The organism is Methylopila sp. Yamaguchi (assembly GCF_002897035.1).
In the GTDB taxonomy this organism is placed as follows: Bacteria; Pseudomonadota; Alphaproteobacteria; order Rhizobiales; family Methylopilaceae; genus Methylopila.
This window is the reverse complement of record NZ_BAUX01000008.1, coordinates 112,611-132,014: the sequence shown is the minus strand read 5'-3', so window position 1 is coordinate 132,014 and position 19,404 is coordinate 112,611. Positions and strand designations below refer to the sequence as shown.

Sequence of the window (19,404 nt, the reverse complement as noted above, 5' to 3'; positions counted from 1 at the left end):
ACGCTAGCCGCGTCGGATGACGCGGCAGCGACGCCGCCCTGACGCTGCGATGACGATCAGGCGTGATCGGCGTGCGCGAGGCGGCGCACCTGGGCGCCCACCTCGGCGAGTTCGGCCGCCGCGACCTCGGCGGCGCGCGGGCCGCCGTCGAGCAGGCCGTCTTTCGCCAGCGCTTGCACGAAGAGGTCGATGTCGCGGTTGCCTCGCACCAGCCCCCAACCGATCGCCGCGTTCAGCGCCTGCGTTCCGGTCCGGGTCCGGCGCGCCACGGCCTCAACGGCGCCGTAGGCGCGTAGAGTCGGGCCAGGCCGCCGCGGCAGGGGAAACAGCGCGACCGGCGCGCCGCGCATTGCCGCCTCGGCGATCATCGACGCGCTGTCGTCGGTGACGAGGAAAGCGTCGGCGGCCGCCAGGAAGGCGCGGTAGTCGTCCGCGCCCTCGCCATAGATCGCAAGGCGCGCCGGGACCGGCGCGGTCGCGAAGGTCTCCTTCAGCGCGGCGACCGCCGCCGGCGACGTGCGCGGCGAGGTGGCCGCGAGCACGGAGCCGCCGCTCGCCGTCGCGCGCGCCATGGCGTCCGCCGCGAACCGGCGGGCGGCGTCGGCGTCGAGCCGCTGCGGGTCGGCGTCGCCGCCGGCGATCGCCATCAGCCGCGGGCGGGGTAGGGCGACGATATCGGGGGGAACCGGGGGCAACGCTTCAGGCGGAGCCGTCGGCGGAAAGCGCTGGACCAGCACGTTGGCGCGAGACGGCAACCCGTACTGCGGCGTGGTCACCACGAGGTCGAACCAACCGAGCGGCGCGGAGGGACGGCCGAAATGGGCCAGCCGCGTGCGGCCGCCGGACGCCGCGCGGATCCATAGCGCGACGGGAACCGAGCGCTTGCCGGCCGTCAGCACGACATCGGGCCAGGGCGGCGTCAGCTGCGCGCGAGCGGCCGCCTTCACCGAGAACAGAGAGCCCTGGCTGCGCAGGTTGAGCAGCCAGCCCGAGGGGTTGAAGACGAGGCGCTTGACGACGACGTCGAGCCCGCTCGCCGCGGCCGCGGCCTCCACCATGCGCGCGTCGCCGCGATGCTTGGGGAGGAGCGCCCAGAGGCGGGGGGCGGAGGCGGGCATCGGCGCCGCTCTCGATCGACGGGTGGCCGCCCCCGCCGTTTCGTCAGAGGTCGAGCAGTTGCCCGGCCGCGTCCGGCAGCTTGCCGATCGCAGGCGCGGACGCGGTCTCCATGCCGGCGCGCTTCAGGTCCGGCGGGGTCGCCTCCTCGGCGAGCAAGGCGACGGCCTCGCCGAGCGACATGCCCGTCTGGCCCTGGCTGCCGAGCCGGCGGATCGAGACCGAACGGGTCTCCGCCTCCTTCTTGCCCACGACGACGAGCGCCGGCGTCTTGGTCAGGGAGTGCTCGCGGACCTTGTAGTTGATCTTCTCGTTGCGCAGGTCGAGCTCGACCCGCAGGCCGGCGCGGCGCAGCTCCGCCGCGACCTCCGCGGCGTAGGCGTCGGCCTCGGAGGTGATGGTCGCGACCACCGCCTGCGTGGGCGCCAGCCAGAGCGGGAAGTGCCCGGCGTAGTGCTCGATCAGGATGCCCGTGAAGCGCTCGAGCGAGCCGAAGATCGCGCGGTGGATCATCACGGGATGGTGCTTCTCGCCGTCCGCGCCGATGAAGAACGCGCCGAAACGCTCCGGCAGGTTGAAGTCGACCTGGATGGTGCCGCACTGCCAGTCGCGGCCGATGGCGTCGCGCAGCACATACTCGAACTTCGGCCCGTAAAATGCGCCCTCGCCAGGGTTAATCGCGGTCGTCACTCGGTTGCCGTAGCGTTCCGAGATCGTCTCGAGCGCGTCGCCCATCACCTGCTCGGCGCGGTCCCAGAGCGCGTCGGAGCCGACCCGCTTCTCGGGCCGCGTCGAGAGCTTCAGCACAATCCTGTCGAAGCCGAAGTCGGCGTACATGTCGAGGATCAGCTCGTTGAGCATGAGCGTCTCGGCCATGAACTGCTCGTCGGTGCAGAACGTGTGGCTGTCGTCCTGCGTGAAGGCGCGCACCCGCATCATGCCGTGCAGCGCGCCGGACGGCTCGTAGCGGTGCACCATCCCGAATTCGCCCATGCGGATCGGCAGTTCGCGGTAGCTCCTCAGGCCATGCTTGAAGATCTGCACGTGGCCGGGGCAGTTCATCGGCTTGATCGCGAAGACGCGCTCGTCCTCGGTCTGCGTGACGAACATGTTCTCCCGGTACCAGTCCCAGTGGCCGGAGGTCTGCCAGAGGGAATGATCGAGGATCTGCGGCGTGTTGACCTCGACGAAGCCCTTCGCCTTCTGCTGGCGACGGGAGTAGTCGATGAGGGCCTGGAACAGCGTCCAGCCCTTGGGGTGCCAGAACACCGTCCCGGGGCCTTCCTCCTGGAAGTGGAAGAGGTCCATCTCGCGGCCGAGGCGCCGGTGGTCGCGCTTCTCCGCCTCCTCCAGCATGTGGAGATAGGCGTCGAGCGCCGCCCGGTCCGGGAAGGCCGTGCCGTAGATGCGCTGGAGCATCGGGTTGTTCGAGTCGCCGCGCCAATAGGCGCCCGCGACCTTCATCAGCTTGAAGGCCTCGCCCACCTTGCCCGTGGAGGTCATGTGCGGCCCGCGGCAGAGGTCCTTCCACTCGCCCTGGGCGTACATCTTCAGCGACTGGTCCTCGGGGATCGCGTCGACCAGCTCGACCTTGAAGGTCTCGCCCTTGTCGCGGAAGAACGCCTTGGCCTGGTCGCGCGACCAAATTTCTTTCGTGAAGGGCCGGTCGCGCGCGATGATCTTGCGCATCTCGGCCTCGATCGCGGCGAGGTCCTCGGTCGAGAACGGCTCAGCCCGCGCGAAGTCGTAGTAGAAGCCGTTCTCGATTACCGGCCCGATCGTCACCTGCGTCTGCGGCCACAGCGTCTGCACCGCTTCGGCCAGCACGTGCGCGCAGTCGTGGCGGATGAGCTCCAGCGCGCGCGGGTCCTCGCGGCTCAGGAACTCGATCTTCGCGTCGCGCTCGATCGGGTCGGCGAGGTCCACGACCACGCCGTCGAGAGCCATGGCGACAGTGCGCTTCAGCAGCGACTTCGAGATCTGGCCTGCGATGTCGGCGCCGGTGACGCCGGCGTCATAGGATTTCTGGGCGCCGTCGGGGAAAGTGACGAGAGGCATGTCGGTCTCCGCTCAGTTCTGCCTACGAGTGCAGGTAAGCGTGTGGGGAAGGTCGCCCGCGGCCGCTGTCAGGCGGCGTCGCCGGCGTCGGGCGCGCGCTCGCAGCGGATTTTCGCTCGGCGCGCGTAGCGCCACGGCCTAGACCACGCCGCGTCCGAAGGCAACGCGCGCGGCACGGGATCGAAGCCGTCGCCGCCCCAGGGGTGACAGCGGCAGATCCGCCCCGCCGCCATCCAGCCTCCGGCCCAGGCCCCGTGGCGCGCCAAGGCCTCGTCGGCGAATTCGGAGCAGGTCGGCAGGTAGCGGCACTGCCGGCCGATCAGCAGCGACAGCGAGTAGCGATAGGCGAGGATGGGGAGACGGAGCGCCGAGGCGAGAGGAGAGCGCAGGGAGAGGCGAGGCGTCACCTGCCTCAAGCCTGCGCGAGGAATCGTGGAGGGACCGCAGGAGTGAGCCAGACGCCGCTGGACGACCGATAGAACGCGAAGCCCTCGGCTGCCATATCGGCGGCGTTTACTGTCAGGACGGCCGGTCGTCCATGTCGGGCGCCGACCTCGCGCGCCATCTCTGCGGTCTCTGAGAGATGCACAAAGCGCCGCGCGCCCGACTTCAGCCCTTCGGCCAGAATGGCTGGGAGAAAGCGTTCTGCGGTCCCGTGCCACAGGAGGTCGGGAGGCGTCTCCGAGGCGCCATGGGCCTCGACGTCGACGCTGTGGCCGTGCACCGCGCGGATACGAGCGCCATCGTTCGAAACCTCGAACCGAGCCTTGTCCGACTCCGCAATGATGACCGCAAGCGTCGCAAGGTCCAGCCCGACGCCAGCTTTACCGGCCCCGTCGATCAACGCGTCCAGCGACGCCCAGCCTTGCGGGTCCAATGTGATCCCCGCCGCTGCGGGATCGTGGCGAAGCGCCAGACTGACGAACTTGCTGACGCCCACATGGTGTTTACTGAGCGCCATTCGCTCACGCCGCCCGCTTCGACTCGATCTGGTCCAGCGCGTCGACCACGGCGTCGAAGGTGAGCAGCGTCGAGGCGTGCCGGGCCTTGTACTCGCGGACGGGCTCGAGAACCTTGAGATCCTCCCAGACGCCCTCGGGGGCGGGAGCGCCCTCCTTCAGCATCCGGCGCATGGCCTCGCGCACCTCCCGAAGCTCCTGGGCGGTGCGGCCGACGACGGTGCGCGCCATGATCGAGGACGAGGCCTGGCCGAGCGCGCAGGCGCGCACTTCGTGCGCGAAGTCCGTGACGCGTTCGCCGTCATAGGCGAGGTCGATGGTGACGGTCGAACCGCAGAGCTTGGAGTGCGCGGTTGCGGTCGCGTCCGGCGCGGGCAGGCGGCCGATGCGCGGAATTTCGGCCGCAAGCTCGAGGATGCGGCGGTTGTAGATGTCGTCCAACATGGCTGACCAGCCCTTACGTCGACCAGGATGCGCGGATTGGCTCGATTGTCCCTGAGCGCCGATCGACTATATAGCGATCCAGGGAGACGCTCGCCATGCGAGCCGGCGAAAGAGGCAGCAAGCTGTCGTTTCGTCGTGCTATGGTCTACGCATCTCCGCGCTGCGTAGCGGGGCCGTCGTGTGGCCCCGGCAAGAGGAAGCTCATGGACGCTGTCGTTCAGCACCCGTTTGCCCGCGTTCCGATCCCCGCCCCCAAAGGTCACCAGACCACCCGCAAGCCGACGCGGGAAGAGGCCGAGGCTGCGGTGCGCACGCTTATCGCTTGGGCCGGCGACGATCCGGCGCGCGAAGGCCTCATCGACACCCCGAAGCGCGTGGTGAAGGCCTACGCCGAACTGTTCGGAGGCTACGCCGAGAAGGCGGCTGACAGTCTCGAGCGCGTTTTCGAGGAGGTCCAGGGCTACGACGACATGGTCGTGCTGCGCGACATCCCGTACTTCTCTCACTGCGAGCACCACATGGTGCCGTTCTACGGCAAGGCCCATGTCGCCTATTACCCGTCGAACGGCGTGGTGGGCCTTTCGAAAATCGCGCGGGTGATCGACACCTTCGCCCGTCGCCTCCAGACCCAGGAGGCCCTGACGGCTCAGATCACCGAGGCGATCGACGAGCACCTGAAGCCCCGCGGCGTGGCCGTCATGATCGAGGGCGAGCACATGTGCATGGCGATGCGCGGAATCCAGAAGCAGGGCGTATCGACGGTGACGACGCAGTTCACCGGCGTGTTCCGCGACGATCCGGCGGAGCAGGTGCGCTTCATCACGCTGGTGCGCGCCGCTCACGCCCCACGCTGACGACGGCCGCGCGCCGCGGCTCTCATCCACAGTCTCGTCATCTCGCCCGGGCGCTCGTCGCCCGGAGCGGCGCATGGACCCTCGACCGTGACCGACGCTCCCGCTGCTTTCGCCGCCCGCGGCTCCCACCACGAGGTTGAGGAGGGGCTCGCCTTCGCGCCGAAGTTTGACCGCGACGGGCTGATCGCCGCGATCGTCACGGATGCGGACGCCGGCGGCGTGCTGATGTTCGCCTACATGAACGCCGAGGCGCTTAAGGCGACGGTCGAGACCGGCGTCGCGCACTTCTGGTCGCGGTCGCGCGGGGCGTTGTGGCGGAAGGGCGAGACCTCGGGCCACGAGATGGCGGTCGTCGAGCTCAGGGTAGACTGCGACCAGGACGCGCTGTGGCTCCGCGTCCGCGTGGCCGGCACCGGCGCGGCCTGCCACACCGGACGCAAATCGTGCTTCTACCGGGCGGCGCCGACAGGGCCGGGCGCGCTGGGCGCCGCGTTGACGCCCGTGGACGACGCGCGCCTGTTCGACCCGGCGGAGACGTACAAGGCGGGTTGACCGGGCGACGCGAAGTCGTCGCACGGATGTCCTATGGAGCGCCCGCCGGCGGACGTCCGGCCGTTCGTGACGGAGTGCCCCGCTGGTGTTTCCCAGCCTCCCCTTTCGCCGCCACCCGTCGATCGCCGCGACGGAGCAGGCTGACTCCCGCGAGCCCGACGCGCCGCGTCCGCCGTCGCTGGCGCTCGCTCTCGGCGGCGGCGCGGCGCGCGGCTGGTCGCACATCGGCGTTCTGCGCACGTTGGAGGCCGCGGGCATTCGGCCCGACATTATCGCCGGCACGTCCATCGGCGCCGTGGTCGGCGGGTGCTGGGCCGCGGGCCGGCTGGACGATCTCGAGGCCTGGGCGCGTTCGCTCACCCGGCGGCGGATGTTCGGCGTGCTCGACGTCAGCCTCGCGGGGGCCGGCCTCATCGGCGGCGGCAAGCTCCGCGCGCAACTTGAATCCCAGCTCGGCGAAACCCGGATCGAAGACCTCGCCGCACGCTTCGTGGCGATCTCGACCGAATACGGCACGGGCCACGAGGTCTGGCTCGGTCGGGGCGATCTCGCGCTGGCGCTGCGGGCCTCCTACGCCTTGCCCGGCGTGTTCGAACCTGTGCGAGTCGGGGGGCGCTGGCTGATGGACGGGGCGCTGGTGAATCCCGTCCCGGTTTCCGCCGCCCGCGCCCTCGGCGGGCGGGTCGTGGTCGCCGTCGGGCTGCAGTCCGAGATTTCGCCCCATGGGGCCGTCATCCAGACCTATGAGGCGACCGAAGGCGACGACGCGGTGGCGGCGGGCGTGACGCGGGCGCGTCGGCGTCTGCGCTTGCGCCGCAATCGCTCGAAGGAAGGGACGCCGCCGCCGGCCGCCGACCGCGCGCCGGACGCTCCCGGCATCGCGCGGGTGATGGTTCAGGCCTACAACATCACGCAGGATCGCATCTCACGGTCGCGGCTCGCCGGCGACCCGCCGGACGTCATGATCGGTCCGCGGCTGAGCGGCATCGGCTTGTTCGAGTTCCACCGGGCGGAGGAGGCGATCCGGCTCGGCGCGGAAGCCGCGGAACGCTCGCTCGACGCCATTCGCGACGCGCTGCGGGCCTTCGCCTGAAGGGACGCCTCAGTTCAGCGTGAGTTCGACGGTCGCGTCGAAGCCTGCGCGCACCGAGAAGTTCTGCTGGAACATCTTGCCGTCGTGCCGGGCGATCGCGGTGTAGTCGCCCTCCGACAGCACGATCGGGGGCAACTGGCCGATCGACTCCCGTATGACGTCGCCGCCGGGCGTCAGCACCGTCCAGGACGTGTTCTTCACCTCGGCCCCGCCCGCGGCGCGGACCAGCCGCAGCGTCATCCGCGCGGCCTTGTGGTGCACCTGCGCCTCGACAAGCTTTCCGGCGGCGACGTCGAGGTCGACCTCGACAATGGCGTTGGCGTCGCCATAGGCCGAAACCACGTGGTACTGGCCGGCGGGCACGCGCAGCAGCGCCCCGGGCCGCACGTTTTCGGCGACCGTGCGCGTGACGCCGGCGTCGTTGCGGGTGAGCGTGAAGCCGACCCGGTCCGGCGGCACGCGGGCGTCGCCGACGAAGGCCGCAAGCCGGATCGCGCCGGCCGGCAGCGACATCGTGGTGTCGGTCGGGTGATCAGGAGCGACCGAGACGTAGCGCGCGGTGCTGACGAGACCGTAGACCGCGTGCACCACGTAGCCGCCGGGATCGAGATCGAACCGCGGGGCGGCGTCGTTGGACTCCGCGACCATCAGATGCTCGCCGTTCGCGTCCGGCTGGTCGGTGAACACCCGCCACTTCACGCCGTTCGGGACCTTCGCGCCCTTGTCGCCGAAGGTCGCCGCGAGGTGGAGCGGCTGCTTGATGATGGGCGCCGCGACGGCCGGCGCCGGCGGGTCCTCCAGCGTGGGCGTCACGGGCGTCGGCTGAGCGCCCGGGCGCGGCGCGGGTGTGAGGTGCGGGAGCTTCAGGCCCTTGAGCACGTCGTGCTCGGGCTTGCCGCGGGAGCCGATGTCCGGCCCGTCGAAGCCGGGCGGCGGCGAAGGCATCGGGGGAGGGCCGATCTCACCGAGCTTCGGAGGCGCCAGGAGGTTCATCCGCCCGGTGATCTCGCCGCCGTAGCTGAAGCCGCCCTTGCCGCTTTTCTCCGTCCCACGGGGCGTGTTCTCGCCGCTCTGCGCGAGCGCCCCGGAAGTCGCGCAGCAGGCGCCGAGCGCCAGCGACAGTCGGACGGCTATGACGGCCACGGAGAGGCGACGATCACCCATTCCATGGCGATGCCATCGCCGGGCGGCCATTGCAAGTCCGCTTCGGCCCGCGGGCCATGCGTTGCGCGGCGGGCCGGGGCATGCGATGGCCGCGCCATTGTTCGAAGGAGACAGCGATCCCATGACTGGACCCGCCCCCGACGCTCTCGATCTCCTGAGCGCGCGCCGCTCGGTGCCCGCCAACGCGCTCGCCGAGCCCGGCCCTTCGGCCGCGGAGCTTGAGCGCATCCTGACCATCGCCGCTCGCGTGCCGGACCACGGCAAGCTCGCGCCCTGGCGCTTCATCGTGATCGAGGGGGACGCGCGCAAGGCGCTCGACCTGAAGCTCGCAGCTCTGCTCAAGGCCCAGCAGCCGGACCTGCCTCCCGCCCGCATCGCCGCGCAGGAGAACAATTTCTCGGCCTCGGCGGTCGTGGTGGCGGTGGTCAGCACGGCGGCGCCCCATGTGAAAATACCGGAATGGGAGCAGGTGCTGTCCGCCGGCGCCGTCTGCATGAACCTGACGATCGCGGCCAACGCGCTCGGCTACGGCGCGCAGTGGCTGAGCGGGTGGGCGGCCTACGACGCGGAGGCACGCGCGGCGATCGGCCTGACGCCCGCGGAGAAGGTCGCCGGCTTCCTTCACCTCGGCACGCCGAAGGAGCGGCTCCCGGACCGCCCGCGGCCCGATCTGGCCCAGATCGTCACGCGCTGGTCGGCCTGAGCGATGACCCATTTCTACGAGCCCTCGAAGGGGCACGGCCTGCCGCACGATCCGTTCAAGGCCATCGTCGCGCCGCGGCCCATCGGCTGGATCTCGACCGTCGACGCCGCCGGCGTCCCCAACCTTGCGCCCTACAGCTTCTTCAACGGCGTCTGCGACAGCCCGCCGATGGTGATGTTTTCGTCCGGCGGCCGGAAACACTCGGTGGCCAACGTGGAGGCGACGGGGGAGTTCGTGTGCAACTTCGCGAGCCACGCGCTGCGCGAGGCGATGAACCTCAGCTCGGCGCTGGTCGGGCCCGAGGTGAACGAGTTCGAGCTGGCGGGTCTGGAGGCCGCGCCCTCGCGTCTGGTCCGCGCGCCGCGGGTGAAGGTGAGCCCGGCAGCGCTTGAGTGCAAGGCGCTCAGCGTGACGGAGCTCAAGGACGTCCACGGCGTTGCGACCAACCGCTTCATGGTGATCGGCCAGGTGGTCGGCGTGCACATCGAAGAGGCGTACCTCACCGAAGGGCTGTTCGATCTCGCCAAGGCCGGCGCCTTGGCCCGTTGCGGCTACCTCGACTACGCCTCGGTGTTCGAGACCTTCGCGATGGAGCGGCCGAAGGCGTGAGGCCTCGCGGCCGTCAGCCCGTGATCTCGCGCACGATCCGAAGCTGCTCCATGGTCGTCACGAGCTTGGCCGTGAAGCCGTCTCGCAGCGCTTCGCGGCACTCCTGACGAAAGACCTCGCCCTCGTCGGCCGAGGATGTGTCGATCGCGGGAACGCCCGCGGCGGCCGCAGCGATCAGGACAAGGCTGCGCGCCTGGGCGAGCGGCGGGAGGAGCCTCCCTTCAGCGTCGCGCAGGACGGTGACGCCGAGATTTTCACGCAGCGCCTCCGCGTCCCAGGAGAGGCCCCCCAGCCGCGGCGTGGCGCCGACGAGGCTGCGAAGCTCCAGCAGGCCGCGCGCCGTCGTGACCTCCGCCACGATTCGCGTCGCGCCCTCCATACAGCCCGCGCGCGCCTCGGCGACCGCCAGCAGCGCTGCAAGATGGCCGAGGTCGGCTCCCGTAGGCACGCCGCGCAGCAGCGCGGCCTGGGCTCCCGCGGCGACGCAACGCTCGACCTCCGCCAAGGCGATCTCGCCGGCGACCACCGTAACGGGGATCAGAAGCGTCTCGACGCCAGCCTCGGCCAATGTCGCCTCGGCCGCCAGAAGCCCGTCGGCGTCCCGTGTCGGGAAGGTCGCGACGGCGGCTAGGCCACGTCCCCGCGCCGTCCCAGAGGGCCTCGCGCTCTTGGGCTCGCCCAGCCTCGTTAAGGCGGGATTAACCATAGCGGAGCGATCTTCACCAAGACGCTCGGACAGGGCGCGGGTTGCGTCGAGGGGGCGTGCGAACGACATGGAGCTGTTGTCTCCGTCCGAAGCTGCCGGCCGCGTAAAGGCCGCGCTGAAAGGCGCCGCCGACGCGACGGGGGCGGGCTTTGATTATCTGCTCCGAACGGCGCAACGCGAGTCCTCGCTCAATCCCTCCGCCAAGGCGCCGACCTCGTCGGCCCGCGGGCTGTTCCAGTTCATCGACCAGACCTGGCTCCAGGTCCTGAAGGAGGACGGGCCGAGCCTCGGCCTCGCTGCCGAGGCCGCCGACGTGTCGAAGAGCGCGTCCGGTCGCTACGTCGTGGCGGATCCGACCCGCAAGGCCGAACTGCTGGCGCTGCGCGACGATCCGAACGCCGCAGCCTTGCTCGCCGGCGCCTTCACCCGGCGCAACGCACAGACGCTGACGTCCGAACTCGGCCGCGCGCCGACCGAAGGCGAACTCTACGTCGCGCATTTCCTCGGCGCGCGCGGCGCGGTCGATCTGGTCAAGCTCGCGACCACGACCCCGAACGCATCCGCGGCCGACGCCTTTCCGCTGCAGGCGGGCAGCAACCGGGCGATCTTCTACGACCGCGGCCGGGAACGCACGGCCTCGGAGGTCTACGCGCGCCTGACGACCGGCGGAAGCGCGACCGCGACGGTCGCCGCAGCGCCCGCGACCGCTACGGCGGCGCTCGCCTTGCAGCAGACGACGGACGCGACCGATTACGGTCCGTTCCGCGCGGAGAATGACGGCAAGGCGTTCCACTCGCTGTTCCAGACTGGCCGCCGCTCGCCGGTCGCCGCCTATGTGTCGCAAACCTGGTCGTCGCTCGGCGCGGCTGGCCTCGCCTCCGACGCCGGAAGCCGAGCGGGCGCGCCGTCCGCGACGACCCAACAGTCGGTCGCGCGCGCCTACGCGGCCGCAGCTCCGGCTGTAGTGGACACCGCGACCGCCGCCGTGACGACGGACGTCCGTCCGGCGGACGTCGTCGCTGCGCAGGCCGCCACGAAGTCGCGCCGCCGCGCGGTGCGGGCGGCGCTCGCCGCCTCCGCGGCGGCTCCGCTCGATCTCGCCAGCTTCCGCACGGCGGTCGAGTCCACGCCCGTCGGCCGCGCCGCCCGGAGCGCACGCAAATGATCGTCGAGCGGTTCGTCGAATGGGCGCAGGACGCGCCGGCCGAGATGCGGGCCGATGCGGTGGCCGCGCTCGCGCGCTCCTACCTCCACGGCGATCTCGAACCTCACATCCGCGCCGACGTCGAGCAGGCCCTGGTCTACGCGCTCGACGACCGCAGCCTCGCGGTGCGCGCCGCGCTCGCCGATGTGTTCGCCGGCTCCTCCGACGCCCCGCACGCCATCCTGCTGTCCCTGGCGAACGACGCGCCGGACGTCGCGACGCCGGTGCTGGAGCGCTCCCCCTTGCTGAGCGACGTGGAGCTGGTCGATCTGGTCGCCCAGGGCGGGGGCCGGGTGCAGGCGGCGATCGCCCGGCGCCGGCCGCTGTCGGCGCCGCTCTGCGCCGCGATCGCCGAGGTGGGCGAGCCCGAAGCCTGCGTCGCCTTGATCGCCAATCCAGACGCCCGGCTCATGCGCTCTTCCGCAGCCCGGATCGCGACCCGGCACGGCGCGAACGGCGCAGTGCGCGACGCGCTGTTCGCGCGCGACGACCTCGGCGCGGAGCTCCGGCTGATCCTGATGCGCGCGGTCGCCTCCGCGCTGCAGGGCTTCGTCTCGAGCTGCGGCTGGCTGGCCCCCGACCGCGCCCGCCGCGCGGCGGACGACGCCTGCGACCGGGGAGCGCTCGCAATCGCGGCTGGGGAGGCGGACCGTCGCGCCTTCGTCGCGCGGCTTGCGGCGCGAGGGGAGTTTTCGCCGAGCCTCGCGCTGCGCGCGCTACTCGGCGGCGACGCCTCGCTGTTCGAAGCCGCCCTGTCGGCTCTGTCCGGCCAGTCGCCGGCGCGGGTCTCCGGCTTCGTCCGGGACTTCACGGGCCGCGGTTTCGAGGCGGTGTACCGTGACAGCGGCCTCCCGCTGGCCGCGCTCCCGGTGTTCCGCGCCGCGCTGTCCGCGACGCGCGAGTTCGGCTCCGGCGGCGCGAGCCCGGAGCTGTCGCGCCGGATCGTCGAGCGGGCGCTCGCCGGCTGCCCGCCCCACGACCGTTCGATCGAACCGCTGCGCGCGATGCTGCGGCGCTTCGCGGCGGAGGCGGCGCGCACGGAAGCGCGGCGTCTCTTCGAGGGCGCCCTGCCGAACGCGGCGGCGGCCTGACCGCGCTCCGGCCAGACCGATCCGGCGAGGCCTAAGCGTTCCGTTTCAGCCCTTCTTGGCGGCGTCCGCCCGAAGCGCGGCGAGCCGCGCGGCGAGTTCGACGCCGACGGGATGATGGCGATCGCGCACGTTCTCCCGCACGATCGCCCGGATCGCCTCCACGTGACGGTCGATCACCGCCTGGCGCGGCAGGGTGTCGGGCGTCGCATACTCAACCAGGTCGCAGAGCCCCTCCGCGATCTCGCCCGCAAGCGGATACCCGAAGGTGGAGGACTGGCCGCGCAGGTCGTGCGCGGCGCGAAACAGCGCGGCGATGGTCGGTTCGTCGCGCGCGAGCGCGAGCGCGGCCCGCGCCTCCTCCAGGGTCTCCATCTCGATCCGCATCCAGTCCTCGAATTCCTGCGACAGGCGTTCAAGCGCGATCTCGGCGCGCATGATCGCGCCCGAGTCGCCGGAGTCGCGGATCGGCGCCCTGCGGGTGGCGCGCTCCTTCAGCTTGTTGGGGGGCCTCAGCACCAAGTGGTCCTTGAAGCTCTCCGCGGCCACCTCCGGATTGAGCCGGACGCCGTCCAGATGCGAGGTTTCGGGCATGGAAGCCACCTTCATGACACCACGCTTTCGCGCAGGCGGTTAGGAGCTGAATCCTCCACGACGTGGTCGTTGTTCGTCCGTCGTTCGGGGCCGTTGTAGTTCGACGACATGCTGCGACGGCGGTCCGGGCCGAAGTAGTCGCGCGTCTTGATGAACGGTCGTGGGTTGAGCACGCAGTTGAGCAGGCGCTGGTGCAGCGCCTTGGCGGAGATCGGCTTGCAGAGAAATTCGGTGACGCCGGCGTCGCGGGCCCGGAGCACGCGGCTCTTCTCGGAGTGACCGGTCAGCATGATGATCGGCACGTAGGGGTTGGTCGCGCTGTCCGGTTTCCGGATCATGTGGGTCAGCTCGACGCCGTCGAAGATCGGCATCGCCCAGTCGACGATGATGATGTCCGGCAGATGGGTCGTGAACATTTCGAGGCCCGAGGCGCCGTCCTCCGCCTCGTAGACCTCGCGCGCGCCGAAGCCGTGCAGCAGCGTGCGCACGATGCGGCGCATGTGCGCGTTGTCGTCCACCACCAGGATGCGCAGCTTCGTGAAATCGACGCGGATCATCGCGCGAGACGCTCGGGGTTCGGAAACGCCTGCGAGCCTAAGGCCGACGCCCTTAACGCGGCGTCACCAGCCGAACTGCTCCGCAAGAATACGTTCTTCCAGCCCGTGGCCGGGGTCGTGGAGCATCACGAGGCTGGTCTTACGGTCGAGCGCGATCTCGACCCGGCGCACGTCGCGGAACTCGGTGTTGTCGGCGACCGCCGCCACCGGGCGCTTCTCGGGCTCAAGCACGTCGATCGCGACCGCCGCGCGGTCCGGCAGCAGCGCGCCGCGCCACCGGCGAGGGCGGAACGGCGAGATCGGGGTGAGCGCCAGCAGCGGGCTCGCGAGCGGCAGGAGAGGGCCATGAGCCGAGAGGTTGTAGGCGGTGGAGCCGGCCGGCGTCGCCACCAGAACGCCGTCGCAGATCAGCTCGGGCAACCGCGTCTTGCCGTCGACGTCGATCCGGAACTTGGCCGCCTGGTAGGTCTGCCGCCAGAGCGCGACTTCGTTGATGGCCTTGGAGACGTGGACGCCGCCCTGAACGTCGCGAGCCCGCATGGTGAGCGGATGGATGACAGTTCGCTCGGCGGCCGCGATGCGTTCGGGAAGGTCGTCCTCGCGGTAGTCGTTCATCAGGAAGCCGACCGAGCCGCGGTTCATGCCGTAGATCGGCACCACGCGGCCCATGACGTCGTGCAGCGTAAGAAGCATCATGCCGTCGCCGCCGAGCGCGACGACGACCTCGGCCTGGTCGAGCGGGACGCCGCCATAGCGTTCGCTGAGCTTTGCGCGGGCTTCGCGCGCATCTTCCGCGCCGCTGGCGACGAAGGCTATCCGGTCCAAGGTGCGTCCGTTCCTGCGGCGTCGTCGGGGCGACCGCCCGCGCTCCATCCGCGCGGGCCGTCGAGATGTACACGGGCCGTGCCGCGGACGTCCATGGGGCGCGACCGGACGGCGTCGCAGTTTAGATCGCCGGGTTCCACATCGTCGGAACGAACATGAACTCCTTGTCCCGGCGGGCGATGTGGCCGACGGCGGGGAAGGGGAAGTGATAGCCCGCCACCAGCAGACGGTCCGTGGTCGCCATGTCGAGCATACGGCGCCGCGTCGCCTCGGCCTGCCGCGGGTCCATGTCGAACACCGCGTGCCAGCCGGGATTGCGCACGAAGAGCGCGGGGTGGTTGGTCGTGTCGGACCAGATGATGAGCTGCTCGGACCCCGAGGAGACCCGGAACGCGGTGTGGCCGGGCGTGTGCCCGGGCGCCGGGATCGCCGTCAGGCCGTGGGCGGGCTCGTCGTCAGGTTGGAAGCGGCGGACGTCCTTGGCGATGGGCTCGAAGATCTTCCGGACCAGCTTGAAGGTCGGCTTCATTGCGTCCGGCGCCTGGCTCATGCGGCCGTCGTCCATCCAGAACGCCCATTCCGCCTCGGGCGCCACGATCTCCGCATTGGGGAAGGCGAGCGCGCCGTCCTTCAGCCGGAGCCCAGAGATGTGGTCCGCGTGGAAGTGCGAGATCACGACGGTGTCGATCGCTTTGGGATCGATGCCCGCCGCCGCCATGTTCTCCTGCAGCTGGCCCGCGGTCGGCGCCATCTGGCCGCCGGTGCCGGCGTCGATCAAAATGAGCTTGCCGCCCGTGTTGACCACGACCGAGGTGAAGCTGATCGGCACGCGCTCCGTGTTGAGGAAGGCGTCGTGCAGCGCGGCGCGAACGTCTTCGACCGGAGCGTTCTTGACGAAGTTCTCGTCGAGCGGCCGCCGGGCGACGCCGTCGGTGAGCGCGGTGATCTCGAAATCGCCGACGCGGTAGCGGTAGACGCCGGGCGACTGGCGGCCGGCGGCGGGGGCCGCGGCGCGGGCGCCTTCGCCCGAGGGGCTGACAGCCGCCGCCGCCACCGCGGCGCCTGCGAGGATGGTGCGACGGGTCAAGGCGGTCATCTCTCGCATCTCCTGCGGAGGCTAGGGCGGTCGCTCGAAACGGCGCGGGAGACGGAGCGCGCCGTCCGCCGGCGCCGCCTTCGTCCCTCGCGGGGACCATGGGCTTAGGCCAGCGGCGGGCTTCGGGCAATCGCCGGGAAGCGTCACTCTTGCGTGACGGGTGGGCGAAAGGGCGGCGGCCTCAGGCCACCTCACGCTCATCCTCCCAGAGCAGGTCGAGGAGGGCTTCCTTCGCGACCGCCTCGCCGTGGCGGGCCACCTCGGGCAGCCCCATGAGTTCGCCGAAGGCGCCGCGCGCGAGGGGGCCGGCGATGAAAAGACCGGGCGTGGGGGCGCCGTCGGGGCCGAGCGCCCGGCTGCGGTCGTCGGTCCAGAGACCAAGACCGACCTGGTCAGGGGCCACAAGCCCCGCGTCGTAGAGCGCCGAGACCAGCGGATCGGTCTCCACCAGCGAACGGTGCGCGGGTCCGGTGGCGAGCACGACGACGTCGAACGCCCGGCGCTCCGCCGCGCCCCCGGCCGGCCGCAGCGTCACGAAGAGCTCGCGTTCCCCGGCCTCAGCGGCCTGGGTCTCGCCTCGGATCACGACGAGCGAGCCGTCTGACCGTCGCCGCGAGACGGCGGCCTCGACCTGCGGCGCGACGCGGAATCGGTGGACGTCCCAGAACGGGCGCAGGCGGCGCACGATCCGCCGACGTTCGCCAAGCGGCAGGTTCGCCCAGATCGCGGGCGCCTGGTTGCGCACCGCGTCGAGCACGTGCTGCCACGGCCGGCCTTCAGCTGCGGCGGCTTCGATCGCTCGACGGATGCGAAGGACGAGCGCGGAGGCCCGGCGCTCCGGCGGGTCCGCGAAGACGCCGAACTCGCCGGCGGGGCCAGTGGGATGGCCGCGCGAGAGGAGACCGCGCCGGGACGTCGCGACGATCGGGCCGCGATGCCCGCGCCGGTCCAGCGCCGCGACGATATCGGCCATGGTGAGGCCCGTGCCCACGATCAGCACCCGCGCGTCGAGATCGACTTCGTTCAGCGCGTCGCCGCGCTGCGCGTCGACGATCACGCGCGGGTCGCGGACGAGAGGCGCGAGCGCCGGGGGCGCGTCCGGGCGCGGATGGGTGGTCGCGAGCACGACGGCGTCCGCCGTAAGCGCGCCGCCGCCGTCGAGCGCCACGCGCCAGCGGTCGCCATCGCAGGCGAGGCCGGAGGCCCGCGCGACGACGTGTTCGATCGCGCCGGAGAGGAGGTAGGGCTCGAGCGTCTCGGATACGTAGCGGCCGAACACGGCGCGGGCCGGGAACGCCCGGCCGTCCGCAAGCTCCGCTCCGACATCCTCGTCCAGCACGCCGTCCCGCCGCAGCCATCGGTCGAAGTGACACGGGTCGGACGGCACGAAGGTCATACGCGAGGAAGGCACGTTAATGCGGTGGGCGGGCTCCGCCGTGGAGTAGGCGAGGCCCGAGCCCAGTCGCTCGCGCGGCTCGACCACCGTGATGCGCAGCTCGCCCGGCGCGCGGCGGGCGAGCTGGTGCGCGACGACCGCGCCGGTGAAGCCGCCGCCGAGGATGACGACCGAGGGGACGTCGGGACCGGGACGGCTCATCTTCGAGATCCTCAGGACTGCGAGACGCGCAGCCGGGGGCGGGAGTCGTTCGCGATGGTCTCGCCGAACGGGCCCATGTTGACGGTGGTCGCGGCCTCGCGCCCCTTGGTCGCGGTCGGGAGCAGCGGCAGCACGAGTTCCGCGAACCGGTAGGATTCCTCAAGGTGCGGATAGCCGGACAGGATGAAGGTGTCGATCCCGAGCGCCATGTACTCCTTCATCCGAGCCGCGACCGTCTCCGGATCGCCCACCAACGCCGTGCCTGCGCCGCCGCGGACCAGGCCGACGCCCGCCCACAGATTTGGGCTGACCTCCAGCTTGTCGCGGCGTCCGCCGTGGAGCGCCGCCATCCGCTGCTGGCCGACGGAGTCCATGCGCGCGTAAACCTTCTGCGCCGCCGCGATGGTGTCGTCGTCGAGGTGGCTGATCAGCTTATCGGCCGCCGCCCAGGCCTCCTCATTGGTTTCCCGCACGATCACGTGCAGGCGGATGCCGTAGGTCACCTTCCGGCCCGCGGCCTCCGCCAGCGCGCGCACCCCGGCGATCTTCTCCGCGACGTTCGCCGGCGGCTCGCCCCAGGTGAGGTACTTGTCGATGGTGTTGGCCGCGACCTCGTTCGCCGCAGCCGACGACCCGCCGAAGTAGAGCGGGGGACCCCCCGCCTGATGGGACGGGAACAGCAGCCGGCCGTCCTCGATCCGGATGTGCTCGCCCTTGTAATGCACGGTCTCGCCGGCGAGCAGTCGACGGTAGACGTCGAGGAACTCGCGGGTTACCGCGTAGCGCTCGTCGTGGTTCAGGAAGATGCCGTCGCCGGCGTTTTCCGCAGGATCGCCGCCCGTTACGACGTTGATCAGCAGGCGGCCGTCCGAGATCCGGTCGAGCGTCGCCGTCATGCGAGCCGCGAGCGTCGGCGACTGCAGGCCCGGACGCACGGCTACGAGGAAGCGCAGCTTCTCGGTCAGCGGCGCGAGCGCCGAAGCCACCACCCACGAATCCTCGCAGGAGCGGCCCGTCGGCAGCAGCACGCCGTAGTAGCCCAATTGGTCGGCCGCTTGCGCCACCTGGCGCAGGTAGCCGAGGTCGACGTGGCGGCCGCCCTTTGAGGTGCCGAGGTAGCGGCCGTCGCCGTGGGTCGGCAGGAACCAGAGGACGTTGGCGGTGTCTGCGGCGTGTCCGGTCACTGCGCGGCCTCCGCTGTCTTGATGGTCACGACCGCGTCCTGAACCACAATCGGCTTCGGAAGCAGCTTCAGTTCGAGGAAGGCGTCGGCGATCCGCTGCTGGGCGGCGATCACCTCCGGCTTGAGCGGGCCGACGCCGAGGCCGAGGCGCGAGATCGCGGTGGTGAGCAGCGGCGCCGGAATGCCGACCAGCGGCGACAGCTCCTCGGCGGCCGCCTTCGGGTCCTTGGCGACCCAATCCTCGACCTTGCGCAGTTCGGCCAGGACGACGGCGAGCACGTCCTCGTTGTCCTTCACGTAGTCGCGCGAGCTCAGGAAAAACTGGTGATTCTCGACGATGCCCTCGCCGGTGGTCAGCACGCGCGCCCCGGCGACCTCGGCCGCGGCGAAGAAGGGATCCCACACCGACCAGGCGTCGACCTTGCCGCTCTCGAACGCCGATCGGGCGTCGGCCGGGGTGAGGAAGGAGAGCTTGACGTCGCTGTAGGACACGCCGGCCTTCTCCAGCGCCTTGACCAGCAGGTAGTGGCTGTTCGAACCCTTGGCGACGGCGATGTTCTTGCCCTTCAGATCCGCGAGCGTCTGCAGCGTGCTGCCCTTCGGCACGAGGACCGCCTCGGCCCTCGGAGACGGCGGGTCGTAGGCGACGTAGGTCAGCTTGGCGCTGGCCGCCTGGGCGAAGATCGGCGGCGCTTCGCCGGTGGTGCCGAAATCGATCGCGCCGGCGTTGACGGCCTCCAGCAGCGGCGGGCCGAACTGGAACTCCGACCACTTCACGGTGACGCCGAGCGGCTTGAGCTTCTCTTCGAGCGATCCCTTGCCCTTGAGCAGGATCAGGGTGCCGTACTTCTGGAACCCGATGCGCAGCGTGCGCTCGGCGGCGTCGGCGGCGGTGGCCGCGCCGAGCGAGGCGAGGAGCAGGGCGGCGGCGAGCGTTCTGCCTGCGCGAAGACCGATGGAGGACATTTCGAGGGTTCCTGAGGCTTAAGAGGCCGAGACGTT

General features: G+C 70.9%; 21 protein-coding genes. 7 read left to right on the top strand and 14 right to left on the bottom strand.

Going from position 1 to position 19,404, the window contains the following annotated elements:
* Positions 1–56: 56 nt before the first annotated feature.
* The 5 genes from METY_RS11195 to METY_RS11175 all read right to left on the bottom strand — a co-directional run bounded on the left by METY_RS11195 (position 57) and on the right by METY_RS11175 (position 4,577).
* Positions 57–1,118 carry an ELM1/GtrOC1 family putative glycosyltransferase gene (locus tag METY_RS11195; RefSeq protein ID WP_103121471.1) on the bottom strand — a complete coding sequence of 354 codons (1,062 nt, stop codon included), beginning with the start codon at positions 1,116–1,118 and terminating at the stop codon, positions 57–59.
* A 43-nt stretch (positions 1,119–1,161) separates the two neighbouring features.
* Entirely contained in the window at positions 1,162–3,174 is a 2,013-nt protein-coding gene (thrS, locus tag METY_RS11190; RefSeq protein WP_103121470.1) for a threonine--tRNA ligase, read from the bottom strand.
* Positions 3,175–3,242: 68 nt separating this feature from the next.
* Entirely contained in the window at positions 3,243–3,581 is a 339-nt protein-coding gene (yidD, locus tag METY_RS11185; protein ID WP_244593610.1) for a membrane protein insertion efficiency factor YidD, read from the bottom strand.
* A gap of 5 nt (positions 3,582–3,586) precedes the next feature.
* Positions 3,587–4,135: an RNA 2'-phosphotransferase gene (locus METY_RS11180; protein ID WP_103121469.1), complete on the bottom strand. Its 549-nt coding sequence runs from the start codon at positions 4,133–4,135 to the stop codon at positions 3,587–3,589.
* Between the two features lie 4 nt (positions 4,136–4,139).
* Positions 4,140–4,577 carry an iron-sulfur cluster assembly scaffold protein gene (locus tag METY_RS11175; RefSeq protein WP_103121468.1) on the bottom strand — a complete coding sequence of 146 codons (438 nt, stop codon included), beginning with the start codon at positions 4,575–4,577 and terminating at the stop codon, positions 4,140–4,142.
* Positions 4,578–4,780: 203 nt separating this feature from the next.
* Here METY_RS11175 and folE point away from each other — a divergent pair, with 203 nt between their 5' ends.
* The 3 genes from folE (at position 4,781) to METY_RS11160 (ending at position 7,076) form a co-directional block, all read left to right on the top strand.
* Complete coding sequence (folE, locus tag METY_RS11170; RefSeq protein ID WP_103121467.1) at positions 4,781–5,431, top strand: GTP cyclohydrolase I FolE; 651 nt, start codon at positions 4,781–4,783, stop codon at positions 5,429–5,431.
* 87 nt (positions 5,432–5,518) lie between these two features.
* Positions 5,519–5,983: a phosphoribosyl-AMP cyclohydrolase gene (gene hisI / locus METY_RS11165; protein WP_103121466.1), complete on the top strand. Its 465-nt coding sequence runs from the start codon at positions 5,519–5,521 to the stop codon at positions 5,981–5,983.
* Positions 5,984–6,065: 82 nt separating this feature from the next.
* On the top strand, positions 6,066–7,076 hold the full coding sequence (locus METY_RS11160) for a patatin-like phospholipase family protein (RefSeq protein WP_103121465.1): 1,011 nt from the start codon (positions 6,066–6,068) through the stop codon (positions 7,074–7,076).
* Positions 7,077–7,085: 9 nt separating this feature from the next.
* Here METY_RS11160 and METY_RS11155 read toward each other — a convergent pair whose 3' ends face one another.
* On the bottom strand, positions 7,086–8,219 hold the full coding sequence (locus METY_RS11155; RefSeq protein ID WP_244593609.1) for a hypothetical protein: 1,134 nt from the start codon (positions 8,217–8,219) through the stop codon (positions 7,086–7,088).
* 142 nt (positions 8,220–8,361) lie between these two features.
* Here METY_RS11155 and METY_RS11150 point away from each other — a divergent pair, with 142 nt between their 5' ends.
* Positions 8,362–8,943, top strand: coding sequence for a nitroreductase family protein (locus METY_RS11150; RefSeq protein ID WP_103121463.1), 582 nt, complete (start codon positions 8,362–8,364; stop codon positions 8,941–8,943).
* Between the two features lie 3 nt (positions 8,944–8,946).
* Complete coding sequence (locus METY_RS11145; RefSeq protein WP_103121462.1) at positions 8,947–9,552, top strand: flavin reductase family protein; 606 nt, start codon at positions 8,947–8,949, stop codon at positions 9,550–9,552.
* A gap of 13 nt (positions 9,553–9,565) precedes the next feature.
* On the opposite strand, the gene METY_RS11140 is transcribed toward METY_RS11145, so the two are convergent.
* Positions 9,566–10,120, bottom strand: coding sequence for an aldolase/citrate lyase family protein (locus METY_RS11140; RefSeq protein WP_160147346.1), 555 nt, complete (start codon positions 10,118–10,120; stop codon positions 9,566–9,568).
* Between the two features lie 205 nt (positions 10,121–10,325).
* Between METY_RS11140 and METY_RS11135 the strand changes: the two genes are divergently transcribed.
* Both METY_RS11135 and METY_RS11130 read left to right on the top strand, forming a co-directional pair.
* A complete protein-coding gene (locus tag METY_RS11135) occupies positions 10,326–11,423 on the top strand; it encodes a hypothetical protein (RefSeq protein WP_103121460.1) in 1,098 nt (365 codons plus the stop codon).
* Positions 11,420–12,553, top strand: a complete 1,134-nt coding sequence (locus METY_RS11130) for a DUF2336 domain-containing protein (RefSeq protein WP_103121459.1) — start codon at positions 11,420–11,422, stop codon at positions 12,551–12,553. The genes METY_RS11135 and METY_RS11130 overlap by 4 nt, the downstream gene beginning before the upstream one ends.
* 45 nt (positions 12,554–12,598) lie before the next feature.
* On the opposite strand, the gene METY_RS11125 is transcribed toward METY_RS11130, so the two are convergent.
* The 7 genes from METY_RS11125 to METY_RS11095 all read right to left on the bottom strand — a co-directional run bounded on the left by METY_RS11125 (position 12,599) and on the right by METY_RS11095 (position 19,368).
* A complete protein-coding gene (locus METY_RS11125) occupies positions 12,599–13,144 on the bottom strand; it encodes an Hpt domain-containing protein (RefSeq protein WP_103121567.1) in 546 nt (181 codons plus the stop codon).
* Between the two features lie 11 nt (positions 13,145–13,155).
* Entirely contained in the window at positions 13,156–13,701 is a 546-nt protein-coding gene (locus tag METY_RS11120) for a response regulator (RefSeq protein WP_103121458.1), read from the bottom strand.
* A gap of 63 nt (positions 13,702–13,764) precedes the next feature.
* Positions 13,765–14,574 (bottom strand): NAD kinase, encoded by an 810-nt coding sequence (locus METY_RS11115; RefSeq protein ID WP_200819658.1) that lies wholly within the window; start codon positions 14,572–14,574, stop codon positions 13,765–13,767.
* A 73-nt stretch (positions 14,575–14,647) separates the two neighbouring features.
* On the bottom strand, positions 14,648–15,622 hold the full coding sequence (locus METY_RS11110) for an MBL fold metallo-hydrolase (RefSeq protein WP_103121456.1): 975 nt from the start codon (positions 15,620–15,622) through the stop codon (positions 14,648–14,650).
* A gap of 181 nt (positions 15,623–15,803) precedes the next feature.
* Entirely contained in the window at positions 15,804–17,219 is a 1,416-nt protein-coding gene (locus METY_RS11105; RefSeq protein ID WP_103121455.1) for an FAD/NAD(P)-binding protein, read from the bottom strand.
* Positions 17,220–17,230: 11 nt separating this feature from the next.
* Complete coding sequence (gene ssuD / locus METY_RS11100; protein ID WP_103121454.1) at positions 17,231–18,403, bottom strand: FMNH2-dependent alkanesulfonate monooxygenase; 1,173 nt, start codon at positions 18,401–18,403, stop codon at positions 17,231–17,233.
* Positions 18,400–19,368 carry a sulfonate ABC transporter substrate-binding protein gene (locus tag METY_RS11095; RefSeq protein WP_103121453.1) on the bottom strand — a complete coding sequence of 323 codons (969 nt, stop codon included), beginning with the start codon at positions 19,366–19,368 and terminating at the stop codon, positions 18,400–18,402. Before METY_RS11095 ends, ssuD begins: the two co-directional genes overlap by 4 nt.
* Between the last annotated feature and the right edge of the window lie 36 nt (positions 19,369–19,404).

Excerpts from the sequence above, each read along its gene's own strand:
- METY_RS11125 (WP_103121567.1), bottom strand. The coding sequence starts at position 13,144 with ATGCCCGAAACCTCGCATCTGGACGGCGTCCGGCTCAATCCGGAGGTG.
- METY_RS11180 (WP_103121469.1), bottom strand. The coding sequence starts at position 4,135 with ATGGCGCTCAGTAAACACCATGTGGGCGTCAGCAAGTTCGTCAGTCTG.
- METY_RS11095 (WP_103121453.1), bottom strand. The coding sequence starts at position 19,368 with ATGTCCTCCATCGGTCTTCGCGCAGGCAGAACGCTCGCCGCCGCCCTG.
- METY_RS11135 (WP_103121460.1), top strand. The coding sequence starts at position 10,326 with ATGGAGCTGTTGTCTCCGTCCGAAGCTGCCGGCCGCGTAAAGGCCGCG.
- METY_RS11110 (WP_103121456.1), bottom strand. The coding sequence starts at position 15,622 with ATGACCGCCTTGACCCGTCGCACCATCCTCGCAGGCGCCGCGGTGGCG.
- METY_RS11195 (WP_103121471.1), bottom strand. The coding sequence starts at position 1,118 with ATGCCCGCCTCCGCCCCCCGCCTCTGGGCGCTCCTCCCCAAGCATCGC.
- METY_RS11105 (WP_103121455.1), bottom strand. The coding sequence starts at position 17,219 with ATGAGCCGTCCCGGTCCCGACGTCCCCTCGGTCGTCATCCTCGGCGGC.
- METY_RS11130 (WP_103121459.1), top strand. The coding sequence starts at position 11,420 with ATGATCGTCGAGCGGTTCGTCGAATGGGCGCAGGACGCGCCGGCCGAG.
- METY_RS11145 (WP_103121462.1), top strand. The coding sequence starts at position 8,947 with ATGACCCATTTCTACGAGCCCTCGAAGGGGCACGGCCTGCCGCACGAT.
- METY_RS11120 (WP_103121458.1), bottom strand. The coding sequence starts at position 13,701 with ATGATCCGCGTCGATTTCACGAAGCTGCGCATCCTGGTGGTGGACGAC.
- METY_RS11150 (WP_103121463.1), top strand. The coding sequence starts at position 8,362 with ATGACTGGACCCGCCCCCGACGCTCTCGATCTCCTGAGCGCGCGCCGC.
- folE (WP_103121467.1), top strand. The coding sequence starts at position 4,781 with ATGGACGCTGTCGTTCAGCACCCGTTTGCCCGCGTTCCGATCCCCGCC.
- thrS (WP_103121470.1), bottom strand. The coding sequence starts at position 3,174 with ATGCCTCTCGTCACTTTCCCCGACGGCGCCCAGAAATCCTATGACGCC.
- METY_RS11175 (WP_103121468.1), bottom strand. The coding sequence starts at position 4,577 with ATGTTGGACGACATCTACAACCGCCGCATCCTCGAGCTTGCGGCCGAA.
- METY_RS11115 (WP_200819658.1), bottom strand. The coding sequence starts at position 14,574 with ATGGAGCGCGGGCGGTCGCCCCGACGACGCCGCAGGAACGGACGCACC.